Below are 24,819 nucleotides of genomic sequence, written 5' to 3'. Positions count from 1 at the left end.
AAACAGATCCAATAAGATAGGTAGTTAACGGCGCAAATTAGCAGTATTTGGTGCATTTACACTTGTCTTTTAAGCTTGCTAATTTACACTTAGCGCCTGTTTAACCCGGATAACGCATAATACGCCAATGACCTTCGTAGTAACCGACAACTGCATAAAATGTAAATACACGGATTGTGTTGCGGTATGCCCCGTAGATGCCTTTTTTGAAGGGCCAAATTTTCTGGCTATCGACCCTGCTATTTGTATTGATTGCGCATTGTGTGTACCCGAGTGTCCGGCCGAGGCCATCTTTCAGGACACCGCTTTGCCACCCGGGCAGGAAGTGTATCTTGAGATAAACGCAGAATTGTCGCAGCAATGGCCGAACATCAATCAGTTAAAGCCGGCACCAGCCGACGCTGATGAATGGAACGGCGTGCCCGATAAGCTGCCGTTATTAGAAAAGTAACGTTTCGCCTGAGAACGGCAAAGCGTAAAGTTAGCCTTTAAAACCTTTGGCAACCAAATACACTTCACGTGAGCGCGGACGCGAGGCTGCGGGCTTGCGTACCATGACTTTATCAAACGAACTACGCACGTCTTTAACGTATTCATCGTAACCTACGCCCTGGAATACCTTGGCGCAAAAGCTACCGCCTGGTTTTAATACATTGCGCGCCATATCAAGGGCCAGTTCCACCAAATACATTGAGGCATACTGATCGACGGTGTTTACCCCGCTCATATTAGGCGCCATGTCAGACACCACAGTATCTACCCTCTCGTCACCCAGGGTTTGCAGGATCTGGTCGTACACGGCTTCATCGGTAAAATCACCCTGTATAAAATCCACGCCCACTATACCGGCCATTGGTAGAATGTCCGAGGCAATTACCCGGCCACTGTCGCCTACAATTGGCGCGACAATTTGCGACCAGCCACCCGGTGCAGAGCCTAAATCCATTACCACACTACCAGTGCGAAACAGATTGTCTTTCTCGTTGATTTCAATCAGCTTATAACTGGCCCGTGAACGATATCCGTCTATCTGTGCTTTTTTCACGTAGATATCGTTAACGTGTTCATCCATCCATTTCTTACTGGTTTTCGATTTTGCCATTCTGATGTGCTGCGTTGAGAATTCCGATGAGGGCGCTATTGTAATGGCTTAGCGCTGATTTGCAAAACCTCACCGCCCGGCAAGATACCAATTGCGCCACCAAACCGGTACAATTCGCGCTTTGTTACCGCCAACAGTTCAGAATTCGCCCATGAAACTTGACGATGTTAAAAAACTGCATCAAAAAAAATACCGCACGCAATTTGGTTATTATTTGGTTGAAGGCGAACATTTAATTCTGGAGCTGTTGAAAGCGCATCCGGGCATTGCTGAACAACAAGCAATAACCCTTTACGTAACCGAACAATTTGAGCAGTGGGCGCGAAACCTTGGCAGTGCGTTTACCATTTCGGTAGTCACGCAAAAACAAATGAGCCAGCTTAGCGATACCAAAACCCCGCAAGGGCTGATTGCCTGCGTGCCTCTCCCTTCCAAACACACCATTAAACCGCTTGCCGCCGGTGAGCGCTGTATTTACCTGCACGAGGTGCAAGACCCCGGCAATTTAGGCACCATACTGCGCACACTGGCCTGGTTCGGTAACTTTCGATTACTGCTTAGCCCAAACAGCGTAGATCCGTTCAATTCCAAAGTGGTGCGCGCGAGCATGGGTGCTATATTTCACACGCCTGTAGAACTGGATGTAACCCTGGAATCACTGTCAGATCGATTTAAACAGTTCGCGTACTTAGACTTAAAAGGCGACGCCATAAACACCCCGAACTTCGGCAATTTCGAATGCTATTTGTTTGGCAACGAAGCACGTGGCGTACCAGCCGAAGCGCTACAAAGCTTTAATGCTGAGCCGTTTACCATTGCAGGTAGTGGCAAAATTGATTCTTTGAATTTGGCTTCAGCCGTGGGGATCAGTGTTTATCAGTTGGCATTGGGTTAGTATCACTCAAAAAGAAACAAACCTCTGCACCGTATGAGTTTAGTGTCGGGTTCTTGAATCCTTTTCATCGGCTTTCTGGCAAGTAACTGATACCCCTAACTCAATTGCGATTTACTTCCGGCAGATGATGCTGTGATTCACTCCAGAGCGTCCTCCAATATTCCAAACACCGAACTGTTCTCGTAAGCATCAGGTATCGCCACACCTCAACATTTGACCAAAGGGTGGTGTACTAACAACGTGTAATCGGGACATACCTCTTTTTTACGAAAAACGATACTTTGTTCAGTAGAGGTGAAACATACATCCAAGTAGGGTTGATATTGACCGAATTGAGGTCGAATTTTAAAAAGGAATACAAATTATGTATGAAATATCAACAACAGAAGCAGAAAGTGTTACTGGTGGCCTTTTAGGTAAAATTGCTGCTGCAGTCGCGATTGTAGACGCTGTTTACGAGTTTTACCAAGGCTATTCTGATCACCGCAGATAGGAGTAATAAAATGAAAGAACTAACGATTGATGAGTTAGAAAGTGTAGCAGGATGCGGTTTTTTTTACGATCTGGGCGCATTCTTCGCAGAGGTAGCTAATGCTGGCGACAGTATTTATGCAACTTACGGTAATACCAATAAAAACCATTGGTAATGCAGCTAAACCCAGGCTAATTGTGGCCTGGGGCTTTAGGAGAACAACATGGACATAAAAAATACCAAACGCTTATTTAACCTGGCCGCATCGATATATTTATTGGATGCAACCTGGTGCTTGTTCACCGAAAATTCAGCATCCAATAACTTCATGCTTTCACTCATGGCAGGATTACTATTTTTAGTTTTGGCCGAGCTCTGCCGAATCAGGCAGTTAAATTGACGAGTTAGAATAGCATTATCAATCTGGAGCCGAGGAAAATAACGGAATTCGAGTGGTTATCTATAGTGCTGGCCGGTTACAGGATGAGATGGAATGCTTAACAAAACACGTGTTGCCCGTTTTTGGGGTAGAGCCGTTGGGTGTCACTTAGAAAGAGAGAGATTGGTCGGTGTGAGAGGATTTGAACCTCCGACCCCTGACACCCCATGACAGTGCGCTACCAGGCTGCGCTACACACCGACCGAAAGAGTCGATAAGTGTACTTATTTTTAATCCGATTGCAACGCATAAATATGGCTAATGAATTGATTGTTGGATAAATGTGCAACCAAGCCTGCTTTTGTTTGTTTGCAATGAAAAACGGCCGGGAAATCCGGCCGTTTGCGCTTGGGTAAATCGCATTTACCTGGTTAGAAATTACCGCGTACACCTAGAGTGAGTCTGCGACCCGACTTTTCATACATACTCGGGAACGCAGGACTAATGGTATATCCCTGGGTAACTTCGTCGGTAATGTTAATGCCTTCCAGAGTAACTTTTACCTGTTCAGTCACTTTGTACCCCATCGAAATGTCGTACTGTCCATAAGCATCGCGATATACCGGATACATGTCACGCTCGATGTACTCTACGTATTTGTCTTTGTAGTTATATGAAATACGTGCGTCGAACAGGTCATTTTCAAAGTAAAAGGTTACGTTATAGGTTTGATCTGCCAGCCCTTCTGGTGGGGTTGGAATACCCAGATCAGATGCGCCGGTAAGCGATGTGTCGAGTAGTGTTAAGTTGGCATTTATACCAAAACCCTCTGCCGCTTGATGGAATCGGCCAAATGGCAGTTGCGCAATAAACTCAAAACCACTTACGTCGTAGGCACCGTCAGCATTTACCTTTTGATATACATCGAAATCGTACACACCATCTACCGTGCCGTTGTCGTTATATTTTGTAACGCCTTCAACCGTGCCAGTAAGCGTTTCACGCACCACGCCTTCAATGGTTTTCTCGAAGTAAGACACGGCCAGAATACCGCCCTCTTCCATATAGTATTCCAATCCCATTTCCCATTGATCGGCATAGGTGGGCTTGAGATCAGGGTTACCATCGCGATACTTAAACTCATTCAGGCTTACACTGCGTTTGTACGCCAGGTCGGTTAGTGCCGGGCGCATAAGGGTTTTCGATGCAGCGGCACGAAATACCAGCTCATCAGTAATTTCCATAGTCAGGTTCAGGCTGGGCAGTAACTCGGTATAGCTACCTTCTTTTGAGACAGGCTCAGGAGTATATCCGGTTGAACCATCGCTGTTTTGAACCTGATGGTAGCCGAAAGACAATACTGATGTATCAAGGTATCGGGCACCAACGTTTGCATTCACCGGCATACTGGCTATATCAAACTCGAAATTGGTCATGGCGTACAGCGCTATCACTTCTTCGTCTACGCGGTAAAATTCACTCGGTGTGAAATCTACGCTAAAGCCACTGTAACGCAGGTTGCTGCGAGCCCATTGATTCGAAATCTGACTCCATTCGGCTTTGCCGGCCACACCACTCAGGAAACCGCTGCCTCCGGTTAATTCAGACAGCGTATTTAACTGGCTGTCGGTTAACACGCGAGTGCCACTCCATGAGCTGTCGCCTTCGGCCGGGCCCGTAATGCGATTACTACCGTAATCACGCTCTTTGGATTTATCGGTGTAGCGCAAGCCGAACTGCACCTGAGACAGTGCGGGAATAAAGGCCAGATTTAAATCGCGACTGAAATCCAGTTGAGCGGCGTACTTGTCGTCACTTATTGCTTCGCGATTCACTTCGTAATAATCAAAGCTGTACGACTCAGGACTGTTAAACATATCAATGGTGTTTTCGTTGTCACTGGGGATAGTTTCAGCACCTGTGCTGGTGAAGCGAGTGCGCGAAGGCGCATAGGCAGTGTGTTTTAAATTGGTGGTTTCAGCATCTCTCTCAGCACCCGAATATCCCAGTAAACCGTTGATGTCCCACTCACCCCAACGCCAGTCTACGTTCAAACTAAATTGGCTGTAATCAGTTTTATTGCTGTTTTCCTTACTTAAAAATTCGTGCTGAGTGGCGGCATAAGACACATCAGAAAGTATAGTTATGCCATAGTCGGCCAGAGTGTCACTGTCGTATGCGTGCACTTGCTCCAGTGTTGAGATACTTGATGCTGCATAGGCGGCTGCATCGTATTCGTCTTCGTGGTCGTCAAAACTGCCTAGCAGCGCATCAAATGTCAGTGTTAAATTGTTGTCGGGTTTGTATTGTAACGATGCTGTAGCGCCCCACTTAGATTGGTCGTTCAGGTAGGCGCGGTTGCCGTCTTTGTCTATAAACACAACCCGGCTGGTTTCATCGCTGTCTTTGCGATCATTAATCACAATACCGGTATCGCGCGCCAATACATCAGCTGCTTGATCAGATTGCCACTGACCGCTCCCTGATTTAGATAACCAACGCGACAATGGGCGGAAATTAATGCCGGAGTTAGAGTCGGTGCGGTTTGTGCGCTCAGAGTGAGAAAATGAAAACAGCGCACCAAATTTGTCCCAGGTGTTGCTGGCCAGGAAGGAAATTTTCGGATCGGTTTCTTCCGAAATGTCGTTATAAGCACCTTCTACAGAGCCTACTAATTTGCGACCAGTGTAATCAAATGGGCGAGCCGTGGTAATTTGTACATTACCGGCAATACCACCTTCCTCGTCTGCGGCAGTGGGTGATTTTTTCACGGTGACGCTTTGAATGATTTCAGAGGCAAACATATCAAATTGTACATCGCGCCCACCGCTTCCCGATGCTGTTGCCAGATTATTTATCGAGACAAAGGTAAATTCGTTCGGCAATGAACGTACGTTAACTTTTTGACCCAGGCCCTTATTGCGTTCAATCGTTACACCAGGCATACGTTGCAAGGCTTCAGCCAGGTTTTGCTCAGGGAAGTCCGCAATGTCTGATGCAACAATGGAATCTGAGAAGCCAATGCTGCTGCGCTTGATATCAATCGCCTTCTCAAGGCTTTTCACATAGCTTCCGGTTACTACTATTTCTTCCATGGCCTGTTCTTCAGACCCGTTTGTATCCTGAGCGAGTGCAACCGTGGCTGTCATCGCCAGCGCGATTGGAGAAAGCGCAAAAATCATTTTGTTCATTTGTGTGTTCCAGTGAGTTATAAAATTCAGGACATCAATGTCGTGTCGGCTATCAGGACGATGGGTTTGCTTTTCCGGGGACAACTTTTTATATGAAGGTTTTGTTACGCAATTCAGTGAGTTAACTGTCATCAAATTGTCATGAAAAAAGTCGTCCCCTTCGCGCTACAATGCGCGTCTACAGCCCAATGAGCACTTTTTCAGGCCACCTGTTTTATGCAGTTAGTTCAGGATCCATCCACTTCCGTCCATCCCAATGTGTCTGGTGACACACACCGGGAACTGGTGTCGTGTTTTATTGCCAATCAACACGCCTTAAAGGGATATATCCGCAAGTCCGTGCCACAGGAGTCCGATGTTGAAGATGTATTTCAGCGTTTATTGGTAAGGGTGTTGGGTAAACACTGGGACGAGCAGATAGATAGCCCGCTAGCGTATGGGTATCGCATCACTCGCAATCTGATCATTGACTTTCAGCGTGAGCAAAAGCGACTACCGGATGCCTTACCTGACGATGAACAAACCGACTATCTACTGGAATCTGAAGCGCTGGAAACCATGCTGGAACACCAGGAGCGTGTGCAAATTTATCAGGCAGTGGTATCGGCCATGTCACCGAAACGCCGGGAAATCTTTATTCGCCGGCGTTTGCACGGTGAATCGAGAGACGCCATAGCGCGGGATATGAATCTGACGGAAGAAGCGGTGAAAAAACACATCACTCGTGCACTAGATGAATTAAAACGGGAAATTGAGAAGCGTTATGCAGAAAAATGCACATAAACGTCCCCTTTATTCAGTTCATATCGTTATTACAGTAAGTAACAACACCTCATATCATTAACAGGTTTACATTGCATGACAACAACGCCGCCAAACTCAGCCCTGGGAACGCAAAACGCCGGGTCTATGACCCAGGAGCCGCTGAGCCAGCAGGATTCATTGAGTCGTGACATATGGCAAGATGCCGCATTAACTGAAGCCTTGTTGTCAGTTTCACAGCAAACTAAAGCTTCAGCACCATCCGAACCAGTAGTAACCACACCGGTAATTCACACGACCAAACCAGAAAAACCATCAATGCTGCGCTATTGGGCAATGGCGGCCTCGGTTGCCGCCTTCGCGCTGCTGGTAGGGAGTTTAACGGTGTATACATCGAATGAAGCGGGCTCGGAAGCGGCACAACAGCGCATTGCAAGCAACCATTCGGTGTCGCAAACCTATGAAACCGATAGCCCAACCGTTGTTACGTTAAGCGATGGTACCGAAGTGCATTTAAATGCCCATTCTCAATTAGTTTATAGCAGTACAACAACCTCGCGCCATGCTTTGTTAACCCGGGGCGAGGCGCTGTTTGCGGTTAAACGCGATGAAACAAGGCCATTTACAGTAACGGCGGCGCAAACCGACATCACAGTTTTGGGCACCCGTTTCAACGTAAATAAAACCCAGCAAAGCGTATGGGTGGACGTATTTCATGGCAAGGTTTCAGTAGAAAACCAGCATACACACCAACAGCAAACGCTGCTGAAGGGTGACGGCGTGCAAGTAACCGCGCAGTCGATGAATCACCATGCAGTAGAAACCGAGCAACCGTCTTGGCAATTGGGCTGGATAACCTGCGACAACATGCTATTGTCGGAAGCGGCATACCTGTTCAATCGTTACAGCAGCAAGCCCGTTGTGCTCAACGGTAGCATTCATTCGCTAAAAGTGAGTGGTAAATTTAATACGCGCGATGTTGGCGGGGCTTTGCGGTTAATTAGTGAGGTGAATAACCTCACTTTCACAGAATATTCCGACAGCTTTCAGTTAGCTGCGACCAATTAACTATATGGTTTCATAAAGAGTTCACTAAAGTGACCGAGACTGTTTACGTCTTTAATTTTGTCGTGTTTTGTTTATCACCATGATCTGCTCTGGCTGGTTTTATAAGCTATTTAGAAGTAAAGCCTGTGTCACCCTTGTGGTTTATGTTTTTTTAACCGGCTACTCAATTGCCCAGCAACCCGAGCTGCAGCCAACCAGTAGTATTGTTAAGGCGCTCGCCATCAAGCATAACCGGCCGATTGCGTTTAATGCCCAGGCCCTGGCAACATTTCATCATCGCCCAGCGCCGGCGCATTTTACCCTGTCGGAAGCGCTAACATTTGTGTTAGCCGACACCGATATGACATTTCGGATTTCCGATGCTGGTGTGAGTATTTTTCCGGATCCTGTATCTCTGCACACCACAGACTCAAGTACGCAACAATCCGAGCTAGAAGAAATTACCGTAGTGGGAAAAACCACTAGCGTAGCTCTACAAACTCTCGACACTCACTATACGCAGGCGCAATCAACCGCACTATCAATGAAGCAACGCAGGCCTGAGGAATCAGACTACCTGGTGGGTGCCATGTTAAAAGCGCTGCCAGCGGAAAATTTAGCCGAGTCCATGCAGGTGTTTTCCGGTTTAAATATTAGCCGGGATCGTGGCGAGGGCTTGAGCATTACCGCGCTGGGCCTGGGCGCGGAATATCAGCAAACGCTGTTAAATGGGCGGCGAATTGCCAACACAGAAAACGTGCGCAACAGCACGCAGCAAGGTACGCTGTACCGTTTCGATACGTTAAGTGCCGGTGTTTTCTCTGCCGTTGAACTGGTTAAATCTGCCGATGTCACAATGCCATCCGGCGCAATTGGTGCCGTAGCCAATATTCTGGGCGACAATCCCCTTCTTCACACTCAGAATGGCGTGGAATTCAAGGTGGGCGCATCCTGGTTACAAGGTGAATTTACAGCCGAACCTGCTATTTCGTTAAATAGCCACTGGAAGAATGAACACAGCACGCTGGGAGTTATTTCCACGCTGAGTATTCAAAAGCGCAATCAGCGGCAATATCAGTATGAGTCCTGGAATTGGGGAAACAATGGAGGCAGCCTTGCGCAATATCATTATGATGATTTGGCACCTGAAACCATGGTACCCACAGGCGGCATGGCACTTACCATCGAGAACGAAGATCGTTCCAGGCTAAGCCATTACTTGTCGGTACACTGGCAGCCTGCTTCGCTACCGAACGACATTTTCACGCAAGAATGGGCTATAAAGTGGTTGCACTCCAACACTAATTTCGACTTTGACGAACATCGCCTGGGTGTTAACCCTCTGTCTTCTACCGCAATTCCCGAATCACTCGGAGTGAGTCAGCAGGCATTGAGTCAGGCCAGGTATCAACAGGCTGATGTGAAGTCCTCAAGAGAACTGTCTACGCTTAATTATTTGCATAATACCTGGCAATTTGACGGCACACTCACCAAACAGTTAAAAAAAGGCGAGCTTTCGCTCATGCCTTTTGCAAGTTTAAGTGAGGCAGCAAGTACTACTGAGACACCCATTACCCGACTGCATGTTGCACTTGTGCCGGCGACAGTCACTTTTGCACAATCGGCAAACACGCTGGAGCAGCTCACAATACAATCTAGCCCGGTGGAGCCATCTCAGTTTTCACATTTTTCAAAAATCAGCCAACGATTACTCAACGTCTCTAATCGCGTGGATGAATGGGGTATTAACACTCGTATCACGCCACATGAACATACCTGGCAGGTAGATTCCGGGCTGTTACAAACCCGCCAACAACACCAGTATGTCCGAAAGGATATTCAACTGTCAGAACAACTGCTTGCCACCCTGGATCCAGCCAACCGCAATTACTACGAAGCGCTACCCTCCTCATTTGAGGCCAGTTTTGCCAAACAGGTGACACCAGACTGGTTGCTGGCGGCGCCGGATATTATTGACATGTTCAGTGACTCGCTGGCTTTTGGGCCGTCGACAACCAATGATCTGCTTAATAGCTATCGCGTTACCCTTTTAATGAGGGAAGGATTCCTCAACACCAGTTGGTACGGCAGCGAAATCACGCTGGTAGCAGGATTGCGATACACTTCAACCCAAAGCGAATCCAGCGGCTACGGGATTAAACAAGCGGCGGTTGAACCTATTAATACCCGTACGCATTATCATCACTGGTTGCCAGCACTAAGCATGCAATGGCAGTTGTCTTCTCTATGGCATTGGCGCAGCAGTATTACCCGCTCATTGGTTCGTCCTAATTACGCGTACTTAAATCCCAAATTACATGTCAATTCCAGCGGCCTGCCCTACGCTGAAGGTGGCAATCCCTATTTAACACCCATCACCGCAATAAATTTTTCAACGTCAATAAGTGTGGTCACGCCGTCCCTTAACGCCAGCGCAATGCTATTTTCAAAGCACCTGAAAGACTATATTGCGCCGCGCGAACAAACGCTTATTTACAATGGACTGTCGTATTCATTGCTTACCCAATCCAATAATAATTCAGCGCGTGTTGGCGGCGTTGAATTCAGTGCAACAACGTCCTTTGCTCCCGGTGTGTTAACCGAGAATATGTTATCGCTATCCGCTACCTGGGTTGATCAGCAGGGCAAATTTAACAACAATCACCAAACGGAAACCTTTAATTTAGAAGGGGTATCTGACATTTCTGGTAATCTTCGCTGGGTGTGGGGTATTGAAGGTTTACAGGGTGCGGTCAATATTAATTATCGCAGTGACTACCTTGAAATTCGGGACACTTCAAATAATGCCGATATTTGGGTAGATGATTTTACCAGCGTCGATGCCAGCCTTGCGTATCAGTTCAACAACGTACAACTGCGAATGGATTTATATAATCTGTTTAATGAAGTAAAAGCACGCTACTACAAAAGCGAATATGCTACAGCATTAATGAAGCTTGAAGAGTACGGCAGCCGATTCAGCCTGAGTATTCAGGTAAATTGGTAGGCTTTTGATCTGCTTTGTTTGAAAACAGAGATTGTGAGCCCGGCTCCCCCGCCGCAATGGGGACGAATCGGCGAGAGAGTCCAGGCTCACGAACACGTATCTGTGTGCTACAGCGCTTTAAATCGCACTGCGGCTCCACCGGCTGCCGACAAGAACAACTTGAGGCTATCAGCACTGGTGACGTTTTGTTTCACAATCTCTATTTCGTAGGGGTTAGTTTGCCAGTCGGTTCTTTTCGCATCGCGGTAAATTTGCGCTTCAAAAGTCTTACCAGGTTCAAGGAAGTCCAGCTTCACATTAACCGTGCGCGCGTCTTCATTCGTAATCGCACCTAAGTACCAGTCATTACCTGAATAATGGCGATGCTGCTTTTCTTTTCGCGCAATCACCACAAAATCCCCTACCTCACCTTGTAACGCAATGCTCTTTTCCCAGTCGGTGGGAACGTCTTTAATAAACTGGAATGGCGCAGGCTTGGCCTCGTAGTTTTCTGGCAGATCTGCCGCCATTTGAATAGGGCTGTAAATAACTACGTACTCGGCTAATTGCTTGGCAATAGTAGTGTGTGGGCGCATGTATTTTGTGCGTCCGTGCTCTTCTGTACCGCCCTGAATAGGTGGATAGTCCAAGTCAAAAATCCCTGGCGTAAAGTCCATCGGGCCAGACAACATACGGGTAAACGCCAGCATTGGCACGTGCTCTGCCGGGTTAGGTGATTGCCAGCCAGAATTATATTCCTGCCCTCTGGCGCTTTCACGGGCGATCCAGTTTGGATACGTGCGGCGCAATCCGGTGTCTTTTACCGACTCATGGGTATTAATGCTGATCTTGTACTTCGCCGCTGTACTTACATTGTGTATAAAGTGATTCACTACCGGTTGGCTATCGGTAAATTCAAAGCGCTTTATGCCCTGTTCGTCGGTACGCTTTAAGGTTTGGCCGTGCGCTACATAGCCGGTTTTGATCTGCTCAACACCTAAGCTTTCATAAAGGGCAAAGCCATCTTCCATTTGATTTTCGTAATTCGTGATACCACCCGACGTTTCATGGTGGCCAATTAACTTCACTCCTTTACTTTTGCCATAGTCAGTGATTTTCTTTATGTCGAAGTCGGGGTAACTTTTAGTAAAGGAAAACAACTCAGAGTTTTGGATCCAGTCGCCATCCCAGCCCACGTTCCAGCCTTCTACTAGTACACCGTCGAAACCATGCTTTGCTGCAAAGTCCATATACATCATGGTGTTTTCAGTGGTAGCCCCGTGCTTTTCACCTGAGCCCCAGGTATATTTCTGGATATGCATGCCCCACCAAATACCAATGTATTTGCCCGGTGTGATCCAATCTACTTCTCCTAATTTGTTTGGCTCATTTAGATTCAACGTTAAATAAGAATTAATCAGACCCGCTGCAGTAGGTGCAATTTGCACAGTACGCCAGGGAGTACTGAAACTGCCTTGTTTACGCACTTTTGCACCGTCAGCGCGCGGGGCTAAATCGGCCTCAAAGCGGCCCAGATTCATGTGATTCAGGCTCATACCCGCATAATCCACTAGCGCGGCTTCGTGAATAGCCATATGTACGCCGTTGGCCAGTTTGATGGTTATGGGTGTGCTGGCTTTATCCACGTCTTGCAGGCGGGTTTCGCGATACAGGTATTCTTGTCGCTCGTAACCCTGCCCGGGGATCCAATAGGCTGTAGAGGTATGTGAATCAACAATGGAAAACTCGGTCATTTCACGAGTAATAGTGCGCGGGCCATCTGCATCTACGTGGTAGCGAAAGCCAATACCATCGTCAAATACACGAACCTGAACGTTAAAAGCGTTGTCTGCATCGCCTTTCTCACTGAATTTCACTACTAACTCGTTATAGTGATTGTTGATTAATCGCTGTTCACCCCAGGGCTGCTCCCAGGTTTCATTAACACTATCGCGGCTCACTTCCTTCAACAAAAGCTGTTTGTATATGGGTTTTGCTTCCGCGAAGGTGAACCCTAGCCTGCCAGGACGCATAAGTTCATCACCGTTATAGGTAACGGTATATTGAGCGAAGCCACTGTCATCCGAAAAGGTAAACTGAATCGATTTATCGGGCGATGACACTGACAACTCCGCCGCAGCCAGTACCGGGCTTAACAGACAGCTCATAAGCAATAGTGCGCGCATAGGTTTCTCTTAACATTTTAAGTTCACAGTGAATAACACACTAGAACACTTAATCGATTAAGTAAAGAAAATAGCGCAACAAATAAACATTATTTTAACAAGTAAGACCATTGAGTTTGCTTATAGAAACGCACTGGACACCGCAACATATAAAGGCTACACAGATGGAGAGTGCTGTTTTTACAATCCGCAAAACCAGCACATTAAAGGGGGTAATATAAATTTAAAAAACGAACGTTTAAGATTGGGAGTCTGAACTAATGCGGCTTGCCACTGCGCCCGCTTGCCCCTTGTACTTAGCATCCAAGCGGGCATTGTAAGGTTTTTCAGCCGGACGGCTTAACACTTCAAAACTTAACGCACCAATTTTCATCATGGGGCGAAGTGCCAGTGGCAACTTGCCGCTGTTATAGAATTCCAGCACGATATTGCCCGACCAACCCGGATCAATGCGGTGTGCGGTTACGTGCACCATCAATCCCAATCGCGCCAATGAGGAGCGGCCGTCTAACCATCCCACAATGTTATCTGGCAACGTCACCGATTCATGGGTGATTGCCAGTGCAAGTTCACCGGGGTGAAGAAAGAATGCCTTGCCTTCGGGCAATACAATTTCGTCACTCATTACCGATTCCAGTGCTGCCTGAACCTCGGCTTTCGGTCCACTTAAATCAATGAATGGCGCAGCGTGATCTTCGAAAACGCGAAATTTGTTACCCAAACGCAGATCCACTGTTACGCCACTGATGTGCTCGTAGCCGGGCTGGGGATCAATCTGGATTTTGCCAGATTGCAAATGGTCGTAAATGTCGCGATCGCTTAAACGCATAGAACTTCTCTGTATTGGCTATTGATAACGTGAATCGTTAACGGCAATAGATTACTTATGGGTGCGTATTATGCGGTGCACATTGCGGTCAATCAATCTGTATTAATGCTATTTCGCCCCGCGAGCTATTCGCGAGCCATATGCAAACCATCCGAAAACCCTTTTATCTAGCTATTTACCGGATTAAACGCGATGGGTTCGCCTTTGATATGTTTAGAACCATGCTGTGATACTGGCACGGTTAATGCCAACTGCATCGACACCGCTCTGGCCATGGCGCGATAAGCATCAGACAACACATGGTCCGGTTCACTCACTAGCAACGGCTTGCCAGTGCCTGCGTGTTCACGAATAGTGGTATTGAGCGGTAACGCGCCAAGTAAAGGTAATCCATAGCGTTCAGCCAGCGCTTGCCCGCCGTCTTTGGCAAAAATGTAATCTTTGTGGCCGCAGGCCGTGCACTGGTAATAACTCATGTTTTCTACCAGTCCCAGTACCGGGATATTCACTTTGTTGAACATCGCAATGCCTTTTTGGGCATCGGCCAACGCCAGATCCTGTGGCGTTGTCACAACAACGGCGGCAGTTAATGGCACTTGCTGCGCCATGGTGAGCTGCACATCGCCTGTGCCTGGCGGCATATCCACAATCAGATAATCCAATACTGGCCACAGGGTTTCATTTATCAGTTGCGCTAGTGCTTTGCTTGCCATCGGACCACGCCAAATGGCAGCATCTTCGGCTGGCACCAGATAACCAATAGAATTGGCTACCAATCCATACGCCTGAAGCGGCTGCATATGCTTGTTATCAGCCGTTTGCGGCCGTTCACGGGTATTTCCCAGCATAATTGGCACAGATGGGCCATAGATATCTGCATCCAGAATACCCACTGTTGCGCCTTCCTGAAGTAATGCACAGGCCAAATTAATGCTGGTTGTTGACTTTCCTACCCCGCCTTTACCCGAAGCTACAGCCACAATATTACGTACATTGGTAACCGGTGGCTTCAGGGTTTGGCCACTTTGAATGGTTTGATTCAGCGTTACTGAAAAGCCATGGTGTTTTGATTCGTTCAACGCGTGTTGTATATACGTTTCAACGTCTGGCCACTGCGTTTTGCACGCAAAGGGAAACGTTATCTGTACATGCCTATCGTTTAACTGACACCAGCCAGCCGACTCTGCCGTTTCCACTGAGAAATAGCTGGCCAGTTTTTCAGCAACAAATTGAACCACAGCGTCAGGTTTTTTAGCTTTACCGGAAAAAAACATGGGTTACCTGCAAATTTAAGGGTTTTACAACATTACTTAATGCAAAAAAAGCGCATTTCCGCTAGTATTTGCGCCATTTCCATTAGCTTAAAGCCGAACAATAATAGTCTATGTCAGAACAGAGTCAGCTTCTCCAAGGCAAGCGCCGTATCCTGGTAACCAGTGCGTTACCTTACGCCAATGGTTCCATTCACCTGGGCCATTTACTTGAGCACATCCAAACCGATATCTGGACACGTTTCCAGCGTCTGCGCGGACACGAATGTTACAGTGTTTGTGCCGACGATGCACACGGTACGCCGGTGATGTTAAAAGCCCAGGAACTGGGCATCACCCCGGAAGAAATGGTGGCTCAAACTCGCGCAGAGCATCATCAGGACCTGCTCGACTTCCATATTGATTACAACAACTATTATGTTACGCATTCACCGGAAAATCAGCATTACTGCGAAGAGATTTACCGCCGTTTGGATGCCGCTGGCTATATTAGCAAGCGTACCATTAACCAGTTGTTCGATCCGGAAAAGAACATGTTCCTGCCGGACCGTTTCGTAAAAGGTACCTGCCCTAGCTGTAATGCAGACGATCAGAACGGCGACAGCTGTGATGTCTGTGGCGCAACTTACAGCCCAACAGAAATGAAGAACCCGCGTTCAGTGGTCTCGGGCGCGACGCCAGTGCTAAAAGAATCTGAGCACTTCTTCTTCGACCTGCCGCAGTTTGAAGGCATGTTGAAAGACTGGATCCGTTCGGGTGCCATTCAGGAAGAAATGGCTAACAAGCTACAAGAGTGGTTTGAAGATGGCTTGCAACAGTGGGATATCAGCCGTGATGCCCCTTACTTTGGTTTTGAAATTCCTGGCGCACCTAACAAGTTTTTCTACGTGTGGGTAGATGCCCCGGTTGGTTACATGGCCAGCTTTAAACACTTCTGCGACAGCAACAATGTCGATTTCGACAGCTTCTGGAACAAAGATTCCGACGCTGAGCTTTACCACTTTATTGGTAAAGACATCACCTATTTCCACTGCTTGTTCTGGCCAGCCATGCTGGAAGGCGCGGGTTTCCGTAAGCCTACTGGCGTTAACATTCACGGTTTCGTTACCGTTAACGGCGCGAAGATGTCGAAGTCTCGCGGCACCTTTATCAAAGGCCGCACGTACCTTGACCACCTGGACCCGGAATACCTGCGCTACTACTTCGCGTCTAAACTGGGTGATGGCGTAACGGATATCGACCTGAACTTCGAAGATTTTGCACAAAAAGTGAATTCTGACCTGGTAGGCAAAGTAGTGAATATCGCCAGCCGCTGCGCCAGCTTTATTACCAAGCGTTTCGATGGAAAGTTGTCTGATAACGTACTTGAGCCTGAGCTGGTTGCCCAGTTCCAAAACGCTGCTGAGCCCATTGCGGCGCTATTCGAAAAGCGCAAGTACCATCAGGCAGTTCGCGAGATCATGGCGCTGGCCGATAAAGCCAACCAGTTTATCGACACCAATGCACCATGGGTTACCATTAAAGATGAAAGCAAACAGCAGTTTACTCATGACGTATGTTCACTGGGCATTAACCTGTTCCGTATTCTGGTAACGTATCTGAAGCCAGTGCTGCCCATTCTGGCAGACAAAACAGAAGCGTTCCTGAACGACACGCTAACGTGGGCAAGCAGTCAAACAGTGCTTACCGGTCATGCTATCGAAAAATTCAAGCCCATGATGCAACGGGTAGAGATGGATAAAATTGAAGCCCTGGTTAATGCTTCAAAAGAAAGCCTGACAGCCAAGCCTAAAATCGATCCAAACAGTCCACTGGTAAAAGATCCAATCAGTGAAACCATTACGTTTGACGACTTTGCGAAAGTTGACCTGCGTATCGCCCGCATTGCAAAGGCGGAACATGTGGAATCTGCCGACAAACTGTTGCGCCTGGAACTGGATTTAGGTGGTGAAACCCGCCAGGTATTCGCTGGTATCAAGTCGGCTTACGCACCTGAAGATCTGATTGGAAAGCATACCGTTGTGGTTGCCAACCTGGCCCCTCGCAAGATGCGCTTTGGTATGTCAGAAGGCATGGTACTGGCTGCCGGCCCCGGCGGTAAACAACTCTACATACTTGAACCTCATGAAGGCGCCCAGCCAGGTATGCGCGTTAAGTGATAAAAGCCGCCAGGTTTTTATCATCCCGGAATGTCCATTGGACATGTCCGGGATCTACTCAAACACCCCGCTGTAATCAATAACCCTGCGAGCATTGCCACAAGATCCCCGCCTTCGCGGGGATGACGGTAAGAGGAAGCGAGGGGATGACGGTAAGAGGAAGCGAGGGGATGACGGTAAATGAAAGCGTGGGGATGACGGTAAATGAAAGCGTGGGGATGACGTTTGAAATATTGAGGATGACCCCAAATACGGTCATCCGGGGCTCGACCCGGGATCTACTTAAACACACCGCTGTAATCAATAACCTCTGCACGTAACGCCACAAGATCACCGCCATCGTGGGGATGACGGTAAATGAAAGCGCGGGGATGACGTTTGAAAAATTGAGGATGACCCCAAATACGGTCATCCCGGGCTCGACCCGGGATCTACTCAAACACACCGCTGTAATCAATAACCTCTGCACGTAACGCCACAAGATCACCGCCATCGTGGGGATGACAGTAAATGAAAGCGCGGGGATGACGTTTGAAAAATTGAGGATGACCCCAAATACGGTCATCCCGGGCTCGACCCGGGATCTACCCAAACACAACGCGGTAATCAATAACTCTTGCGTTTAATGCCACAAGATCCCCGCCTTCGCGGGGATGACGGTAAATGAAAGCGCGGGGATGACGTCAAGAGGAAGCTTAGGGATGACGTCAAGAGGAAGCTTAGGGATGACGTCAAGAGGAAGCTTAGGGATGACGTTTGAAAAATTGTGAAGGAAACTCAGGGATGATATTTAAAAGATTGTGGATGAATGTAGAAAGATTAGGTACGTATGCCGAAAAATTGCGCTCGTCGATTAGAATTTTAAGAACGCGTTTGCGACGTTACATCGCGCATACTTGCGCCAACGGTTGAAAAACGCGGTTTTACTTTCCAATTCGCCTTAACGGTTGTCATAGGAATTGTGCGTTTACGGGCCAGAAGCACATAAACAGATGAGCACCACGGGCAATGTTTACTGCACCATTGTTGCCATGCTGCAGGCTGTTTAGCGGCCTGACTGGCAAACAGCATAGAAAATAAAATATGCCGGTGTTCAACCACTTCAAATCCCAATAGTTGTAACCAGTCTTTTATGCGACCGGCAGAAAAGAAGCGCGCGGAATGCAGTACATTGCCGTTTTTAATAGGTAAAAAGCGCGCCACTCCGGTTAAACTGAAGGGATTGAAGCCACTGATGATCACATACCCGTTAGCGGTGATCACCCTGTCTACCTCACGCAAAATCTCGTGAGGATCCTGCGCAAAATCCAATTCATTTGCCAACAGCACGCCATCAATACTGTTCTCCACATAAGGCAGGTTGTCTGAGCGCGTAATAATACCGGAGAATTCTGAGGCTATTTGCGTTTGTTGGATGTGATGGCGAATAGAACAATCTGGCAGGACCAATTCACTGCTAAGATTGCCTAGTTTCAGCATGTGATAACCAAATACCCGCTGACTGAGCTCATTACATACCTGCTGAATAACCAGTTTTAGTTCTTCTCCTCCCGGTAATTCAGACCAGCGTTGAGGATAGTGTGGCGGTTTTGAACGAAACGCAGATTTCATAGGGCGCTGAAATACATCCTTTACGGTTTAATGGGCTGCACGTGTTGCATGCAACAGCACAACTTTATAGTATCTGGCTATTGAAATACAACCATTGAAAAGCCATGACGAATACACCGGGATTTCCTGAACAGGTTAATGTGACGCCCATTCCGGCGTTTAACGACAACTACATATGGTGTTTGCATAACAACTCGCATGCAATCGTCGTTGATCCGGGTGATGCCGACCCTGTGTTGGCTTTTTGCCGGCAACAGGGGCTTACCCTGTCAGCCGTTCTGATAACCCATCACCATCGCGATCACACCGGCGGTATTGCATCTCTGTCAGCCGCGGTGAAAGATTTGCCCGTTATTGGCCCCCGCGGTGGGCATATCAGTGGGATTACTAAATCTGTTGCTCAGGGTGACATGGTAAAACTCCCAGCCATTGATTGTGAGTTTTCGGTATTGGAAGTTCCGGGGCACACACTGGACCATATCGCATATGTGGGTCACAACGCCCTGTTCTGCGGAGATACGCTGTTTGCAGCGGGTTGTGGTAGGTTGTTCGAAGGCACCGCAGAACAAATGCACCGTTCACTGAATAAAATTAAACGCCTGCCACCTGCTACTGCCATTTATTGTACGCACGAATATACACAGGCTAATGTTAAGTTTGCCCTGGTGGTCGATACTGATAATCCCAAACTACAGGCGTATTCTGAATGGGTAAACACAACCCGGAACAATAATTGCCCCACTCTGCCCACCGATCTGGCCACACAGCGCGCAATCAACCCGTTTTTGCGTTGTGATAATGAAGCTGTTGCAAAAAGCGTCAGTCAGTTTGCCAATACGGAACTTTCAGATGAAATTGCCGTCTTTAGTCAGCTAAGGAAATGGAAAGATAACTTTTAAGTTCTTCATCTTTAGTTCTATTTCTTGCTCAAAATACAGGCGATGTTAATCAACGGGATGCATTAAATCGCCAATTTGCGTACACTGGCGTTTGCCTCAATCGATCAAAGGTTAAGTTTTTACATGAAGTTGAAGTTGTCTGTGCTGTCCATCATGGTTACGTCGCTGCTTGCGGGCTGTCAGTTAACAGGCCCGGATCATGAAGATACCGCACTATCAGACAACCGCACCACGTGTGAAATAGCCCATACCGACATTAACGATCAGGCCGACTGCGAACTGGCTAACGAAGGCGTGATTGAAGTGATGCACCCTTCGGAAGAAGTGGAGGTGGATTTAGATCAAACATTAGATGACGTTGAACCCGGCATTGTGTCTGATGTGTGGCGAAGAGCCAGTAATCAGTTTCAGTTTGACATCCCCGACAATGAGCGCATTGCCATCCAACGCGATTGGTATTTAAAGCACCCGGCGTATATGGAACGCGTATCCAAGCGCGCCAAACCTTTTATTCACTATATTGTGCAGCAAATTGAAGAACGTGAAATGCCTCTGGAACTGGCGTTGTTGCCAATTGTGGAGAGCGCCTTTGATCCGTTTGCGTATTCGCATGGCAGAGCGGCGGGCATGTGGCAATTTATTCCGGGTACCGCATCTCGCTTTGGTATTCAGCAAACCTGGTGGTACGACGGCCGCCGGGATGTAGTGGCATCAACCGATGCAGCACTGGATTACCTCACTTATTTGAATGACATGTTCGACGGTGACTGGCTGCATGCACTGGCAGCCTATAACAGTGGTGAAGGACGTGTTGGAAAAGCCATAAAGCGCAATGAAGAAGCCGGTAAGTCTACTGATTTCTGGTCGCTGGACTTGCCCAAGGAAACACGTGCTTATGTGCCAAAACTATTGGCCCTGGCAGACATTCTGAAAAATCAGAATGATTATGAGTTTGAGTGGCCTGAAGTAGAAAATGAACCCGTGATTACTACTGTCGATATTGGTTCGCAAGTTGATTTGGCTTTTGCCGCTCAGCTGGCCGACATGGATTTAAAATCGCTACACGCACTGAATCCGGGCTTTAACCGATGGGCTACCGATCCCGAAGGTCCACATCGCTTAGTATTGCCATTAGACAAAGCAGACAGCTTTTCAGAAGCGTTGGAAAACGTTGAGCAAAATGACCGCTTAAACTGGGTGCGTCACAAAGTAAAATCGGGCGATAGCCTGTTAAAAATTGCTAAGGAATACCACACTACGGTTGACGTAATCAAAAGTGTAAACGAAATGAAGGACAACATGATCCGCGTAGGTGAGCACATAATGGTGCCCGTTGCGCTAAAAAAGCTGGATGCCTATTCGTTGTCGGAAGATCAGCGACTGGTTAACACACAAAACCAGAAACGCGGCAGTTATCAGCTTACTCATGAAGTGAAATCAGGTGATACCCTGTGGGATATCAGCCGTAAATACAACGTGAACACGCGTTCGTTAGCAAAATGGAATGGCATGGCGCCTACCGATCCACTTATGCCGGGAAAAAACCTGGTTATCTGGGTAAATGAAGCCAACGATGAACAAAAACGCGACGCTATCATGCGCACACTTACCTACACAGTAAAGAGTGGCGACTCGCTGGCCCGCATTGCGCAAAAATTTAATTTGCGCACCAGTGATATTACCAAGTGGAATAAGCTGAACCCGGATAAATATCTGCAACCGGGGCAAAAACTTACGTTGCATGTTGACGTGACCCGCCTTAAAAACGTTGGCTAAGGATCAGGTAACCCATGTTAAGGATTAACCGGGAAAATCTGCGCAATAGTCACGAAGGGCCCTGGTTACTGCTCGACTTAGTCATGCTGGGCCTGTTGTTTTTAAACCTGCTGTTTTTATTGTTTGACGGCCTGTATGGCACCGCGTTTGTTCATGACACGCTGAATAGCTGGTCTCCTGCGTTTGTGAGTTTCTACGAGCCGATTCACCGTAATTTTATACTGGTGGATTTAATCTTTATTACGCTTTTTCTAAGTGAATTCTTCCTGCGTTGGGCAGTGGCCATAAAACGTAAAGAACACCTGCGCTGGTACTTTTTTCCTTTTCTACGATGGTATGATTTAGTAGGTTGTATCCCCTTAGGGGGCACCCGTATCTTCCGCTTTTTGCGGATATTTTCAATTTTGTATCGATTGCACAAACACCAGATCATCGACCTCAACCAAACCGCGTTGTACCGGTTTATAGCCTTTTATTACGATGTATTTGTAGAAGAACTCAGCGACCGGATTGTGGTAAAAGTGCTCTCAGATGCACAGCAGGACATCGCAGCGGGTTCACCATTGATTGAGGATATTACCCAAAACGTGCTGGCCCCTCGCCGTCCGGTGATCAGCAATTGGGTGTCGGGAATTGTAAACCACTTTGGTCAGTCTATTGGCGACAGCAAACATGGCGATGTTATTCGACGCCATGTAAAAAACAGTGTTGGAAAGGCCGTGCGCGATAACGCACAAGTTAACACGTTGTCGTTTGTCCCCGTGCTAGGTAAAACCATTGAAAATACGTTGGAACAAGCGGTTACCGATATTGTAACAGCATCAATAATCAATTTATTGGCCGATCTAAAACCCAACGATATTGAAGAGTTTCTGGCACACGGTTTAACCGATTTCACCCCCGCAGAAGAAAACCTGGAAGACGAATTTTTAAAGGTAGTAAACGAATGCCTCGAAGCCATTAAAGGGCACGTTTCACAACAACGCTGGAAATCGCATTTACTGGAAAAGCAGCAACAAAAACAAGCAGCCAACATGGCTGAAGACAGGGACAATCGCGATGCTTAAGCACCTTGAATTAAAAATTCCACCCGTGGTGATTTTTCTGGTGGCGTTAATAGCTACCTGGTATGTCAGTGACTTTGGCTGGTTGCCGTTGCCCTACCTGTTGCGTCCACTCGGCTTTGTCATTTTTGTTGCTGGCGGTTTTATTGGTATCGCAGGTGTAATTGCATTCAGGCAGCACAAAACCACGGTTAATCCGCATAAAATTGAAAACGCCAGTAATCTGGTAAGCAATGGTATTTTTAAATACACCCGCAATCCCATGTATTTGGGATTAGTTGTAGGGGTAATCGGCAGTGCGTTTATTTTTCGCGATGCGAGTGGGTTTGTTTTCGCAGTGCTGACTTGTCTGTATCTACAGCGCTTCCAGATTCAGCCCGAAGAACGCATGATGCACCAACTTTTCGGCGAAGAGTTTGCCCGCTATTGCAAACGGGTAAATCGTTGGCTGAGTGTGTCAGCCAACGATTAGCAATCAGGACGCGATACGTTCGTACTCCCGGTATTCCGCTTGCCATTGTGCAGCCTGAATACACGCAAGTAACTCATTTTCACTGCGCATTGGCGCAACGCCTTCGGCTACCGCTACCTTTGCCACCGCCAAGGCAATTTGTTCAGACAGCGCTTTTATCTCGCCGAGCACTGGCAGCAAAGGTCCTTCACCACAATTAGCCAGGGGCGACGCATCAGCCAGTGCAAAACTCGCAGCCATCAACATACCATCGGTGATCCTTGCAGCCCCACAGCTCACCACAGCCAAACCGATGCCAGGAAAGATATAACTGTTATTGCACTGACTCACCGCAATGGCTTTGCCATTTAACACAACATCGTTAAATGGGCTGCCCGTTGCAACAATGGCTTCGCCATTCGTGTACTGAAGCACCTGTTCCGGTGTCGTCTCGGCACAGCGCACCGGATTACTCAATGGCAGAATCACAGGTCGCTGGCAATGCGCATGCATAGCAGTGATAACCGCTCTGTCAAACAATCCAGCACAGCCCGACACCCCAAGTAAAATGCCCGGCTTAATCAATTCAATGATATCCAGTAACCCTGGTGCGTGCGCGTGCTCCCAACCCGGTAATAACGATAAATCCTGGGCAACACGCTGCTGAAAGTCGGTTAATCCGGGCGTGTCCCGGGTAATTAAGCCCTGTTTATCGACAACATAAATACTGGCGCGCGCATCTGACTCGCTCATTCCTGTCGCTACCAGACATTTAACCCACTGCTGTGCAATACCGCAACCAGCTGAACCGCCACCGGCTATCACTGTTTTTTGTTGCGTGATATCCGCGTGTTTAGCTTTACACGCCGCCAGCATAGTTGCAGCAGCCACCGCTGCGGTACCTTGAATGTCATCGTTAAAGCAACAATAACGATCGCGGTATCGCTGCAATAGCGGAGTAGCATTGGCTTGAGCAAAATCCTCAAATTGAATCAGCGCGTCTGGCCAGCGAGCAGACACAGCTCGCATAAATGCATCCAGAAAGTCATTGTATTGCTGACCAGTGATCCGAGGATGACGACACCCCATGTACATTGGATCGTTAAGCAGCGCGGGATTATTGGTGCCAACATCCAATACGATGGGTAAGGTATAGGCAGGGCTGATTCCACCGCATACGGTGTACAAAGACAACTTCCCGATGGGGATCCCCATTCCGCCAACCCCCTGATCACCCAGGCCCAGAATACGCTCACCGTCGGTGACGACAATGACCTTCACATTGCGTTTGGTTGCGTTACGTATAATGGTATCAATGCGGTCTTTTTGGTGATGCGCAATAAAGAGCCCGCGAGCACTGCGGTAAATGTCAGAAAAGCGTTCACAGGCCTCCCCCACAGTTGGGGTGTAAATGATGGGCATCATTTCTTCGATGTGATCAGCAATCAGGCGAAAAAACAACGTTTCGTTGTTGTCCTGTATATCGCGCAAAAAGATGTGGCGCTCGATGTCACTATGACACTGTTTATACTGCTGATATACCCGCTCCAATTGCTGTTCTATCGATTCGTATTGCGGGGGCAGCAGCCCTTCAAGATTGAAGGCAATCCGCTCTTTTTCACTAAACGCACTGCTTTTGTTTAGCAGAGGCATGTCGAGCAATTTTGGCCCGGCATGAGACAGGTACAAAGGTTTTGTTTTTGAAGAGTTCATATTTTTGAAATAGCGGTATGCCGGGC

At 47.7% G+C, this 24,819-nt stretch carries 20 protein-coding genes and 1 tRNA gene; 12 read left to right on the top strand and 9 right to left on the bottom strand.

What is annotated here, in order from left to right:
• The first annotated feature begins 127 nt into the window (after positions 1–127).
• On the top strand, positions 128–451 hold the full coding sequence (fdxA, locus tag FJ444_RS03900; RefSeq protein ID WP_140956617.1) for a ferredoxin FdxA: 324 nt from the start codon (positions 128–130) through the stop codon (positions 449–451).
• Positions 452–481: 30 nt separating this feature from the next.
• On the opposite strand, the gene rlmE is transcribed toward fdxA, so the two are convergent.
• Positions 482–1,102, bottom strand: coding sequence for a 23S rRNA (uridine(2552)-2'-O)-methyltransferase RlmE (gene rlmE / locus FJ444_RS03895; protein WP_140956616.1), 621 nt, complete (start codon positions 1,100–1,102; stop codon positions 482–484).
• Between the two features lie 151 nt (positions 1,103–1,253).
• Here rlmE and FJ444_RS03890 point away from each other — a divergent pair, with 151 nt between their 5' ends.
• The 3 genes from FJ444_RS03890 (at position 1,254) to FJ444_RS03885 (ending at position 2,644) form a co-directional block, all read left to right on the top strand.
• Positions 1,254–1,997: an RNA methyltransferase gene (locus FJ444_RS03890; RefSeq protein WP_140956615.1), complete on the top strand. Its 744-nt coding sequence runs from the start codon at positions 1,254–1,256 to the stop codon at positions 1,995–1,997.
• Between the two features lie 364 nt (positions 1,998–2,361).
• Entirely contained in the window at positions 2,362–2,490 is a 129-nt protein-coding gene (locus tag FJ444_RS21590; protein WP_255053199.1) for a hypothetical protein, read from the top strand.
• A gap of 10 nt (positions 2,491–2,500) precedes the next feature.
• Positions 2,501–2,644, top strand: coding sequence for a CCRG-2 family RiPP (locus FJ444_RS03885; RefSeq protein WP_140956614.1), 144 nt, complete (start codon positions 2,501–2,503; stop codon positions 2,642–2,644).
• A 388-nt stretch (positions 2,645–3,032) separates the two neighbouring features.
• Here the strand turns inward: FJ444_RS03885 and FJ444_RS03880 are convergent.
• Both FJ444_RS03880 and FJ444_RS03875 read right to left on the bottom strand, forming a co-directional pair.
• Positions 3,033–3,109, bottom strand: a tRNA-Pro gene (locus FJ444_RS03880).
• 170 nt (positions 3,110–3,279) lie between these two features.
• Positions 3,280–6,039: a TonB-dependent receptor gene (locus tag FJ444_RS03875; RefSeq protein ID WP_219993871.1), complete on the bottom strand. Its 2,760-nt coding sequence runs from the start codon at positions 6,037–6,039 to the stop codon at positions 3,280–3,282.
• A gap of 216 nt (positions 6,040–6,255) precedes the next feature.
• Between FJ444_RS03875 and FJ444_RS03870 the strand changes: the two genes are divergently transcribed.
• The 3 genes from FJ444_RS03870 (at position 6,256) to FJ444_RS03860 (ending at position 10,855) form a co-directional block, all read left to right on the top strand.
• Positions 6,256–6,822: an RNA polymerase sigma factor gene (locus FJ444_RS03870; protein WP_140956612.1), complete on the top strand. Its 567-nt coding sequence runs from the start codon at positions 6,256–6,258 to the stop codon at positions 6,820–6,822.
• Positions 6,823–6,897: 75 nt separating this feature from the next.
• Positions 6,898–7,869 carry a FecR family protein gene (locus FJ444_RS03865; RefSeq protein WP_140956611.1) on the top strand — a complete coding sequence of 324 codons (972 nt, stop codon included), beginning with the start codon at positions 6,898–6,900 and terminating at the stop codon, positions 7,867–7,869.
• A gap of 136 nt (positions 7,870–8,005) precedes the next feature.
• A complete protein-coding gene (locus FJ444_RS03860) occupies positions 8,006–10,855 on the top strand; it encodes a TonB-dependent receptor domain-containing protein (protein ID WP_181405052.1) in 2,850 nt (949 codons plus the stop codon).
• Positions 10,856–10,962: 107 nt separating this feature from the next.
• Here FJ444_RS03860 and FJ444_RS03855 read toward each other — a convergent pair whose 3' ends face one another.
• From FJ444_RS03855 to apbC, 3 genes are all read right to left on the bottom strand, one after another.
• Positions 10,963–13,020, bottom strand: coding sequence for a glycoside hydrolase family 97 protein (locus tag FJ444_RS03855; protein ID WP_140956609.1), 2,058 nt, complete (start codon positions 13,018–13,020; stop codon positions 10,963–10,965).
• 238 nt (positions 13,021–13,258) lie between these two features.
• Complete coding sequence (gene dcd, locus FJ444_RS03850; protein ID WP_140956608.1) at positions 13,259–13,849, bottom strand: dCTP deaminase; 591 nt, start codon at positions 13,847–13,849, stop codon at positions 13,259–13,261.
• A gap of 167 nt (positions 13,850–14,016) precedes the next feature.
• On the bottom strand, positions 14,017–15,123 hold the full coding sequence (gene apbC, locus FJ444_RS03845) for an iron-sulfur cluster carrier protein ApbC (protein ID WP_140956607.1): 1,107 nt from the start codon (positions 15,121–15,123) through the stop codon (positions 14,017–14,019).
• Positions 15,124–15,233: 110 nt separating this feature from the next.
• Here apbC and metG point away from each other — a divergent pair, with 110 nt between their 5' ends.
• On the top strand, positions 15,234–17,279 hold the full coding sequence (gene metG / locus FJ444_RS03840) for a methionine--tRNA ligase (RefSeq protein WP_140956606.1): 2,046 nt from the start codon (positions 15,234–15,236) through the stop codon (positions 17,277–17,279).
• 76 nt (positions 17,280–17,355) lie between these two features.
• On the opposite strand, the gene FJ444_RS03835 is transcribed toward metG, so the two are convergent.
• Complete coding sequence (locus tag FJ444_RS03835; RefSeq protein WP_140956605.1) at positions 17,356–17,844, bottom strand: hypothetical protein; 489 nt, start codon at positions 17,842–17,844, stop codon at positions 17,356–17,358.
• A 296-nt stretch (positions 17,845–18,140) separates the two neighbouring features.
• Entirely contained in the window at positions 18,141–18,890 is a 750-nt protein-coding gene (locus FJ444_RS03830) for a class I SAM-dependent methyltransferase (protein ID WP_140956604.1), read from the bottom strand.
• Between the two features lie 104 nt (positions 18,891–18,994).
• On the opposite strand from FJ444_RS03830, the gene gloB reads away from it, so the two are divergent.
• The 4 genes from gloB to FJ444_RS03810 all read left to right on the top strand — a co-directional run bounded on the left by gloB (position 18,995) and on the right by FJ444_RS03810 (position 23,101).
• Positions 18,995–19,789 (top strand): hydroxyacylglutathione hydrolase, encoded by a 795-nt coding sequence (gene gloB, locus FJ444_RS03825; RefSeq protein ID WP_140956603.1) that lies wholly within the window; start codon positions 18,995–18,997, stop codon positions 19,787–19,789.
• Between the two features lie 123 nt (positions 19,790–19,912).
• Positions 19,913–21,565, top strand: a complete 1,653-nt coding sequence (locus FJ444_RS03820; RefSeq protein WP_140956602.1) for a LysM peptidoglycan-binding domain-containing protein — start codon at positions 19,913–19,915, stop codon at positions 21,563–21,565.
• A 14-nt stretch (positions 21,566–21,579) separates the two neighbouring features.
• Complete coding sequence (locus FJ444_RS03815) at positions 21,580–22,632, top strand: ion transporter (RefSeq protein ID WP_140956601.1); 1,053 nt, start codon at positions 21,580–21,582, stop codon at positions 22,630–22,632.
• On the top strand, positions 22,625–23,101 hold the full coding sequence (locus tag FJ444_RS03810; protein WP_140956600.1) for an isoprenylcysteine carboxylmethyltransferase family protein: 477 nt from the start codon (positions 22,625–22,627) through the stop codon (positions 23,099–23,101). Before FJ444_RS03815 ends, FJ444_RS03810 begins: the two co-directional genes overlap by 8 nt.
• A gap of 3 nt (positions 23,102–23,104) precedes the next feature.
• Here FJ444_RS03810 and FJ444_RS03805 read toward each other — a convergent pair whose 3' ends face one another.
• Complete coding sequence (locus FJ444_RS03805; protein ID WP_140956599.1) at positions 23,105–24,793, bottom strand: NAD-dependent malic enzyme; 1,689 nt, start codon at positions 24,791–24,793, stop codon at positions 23,105–23,107.
• Positions 24,794–24,819: the final 26 nt, after the last annotated feature.

It is taken from the genome of Aestuariibacter sp. GS-14, assembly GCF_006494365.1.
GTDB lineage: Bacteria > Pseudomonadota > Gammaproteobacteria > Enterobacterales > Alteromonadaceae > Alteromonas > Alteromonas mangrovi.
The sequence above is the reverse complement of the archived record's forward strand: the minus strand, read 5'-3'. Positions and strand labels throughout refer to the sequence as shown.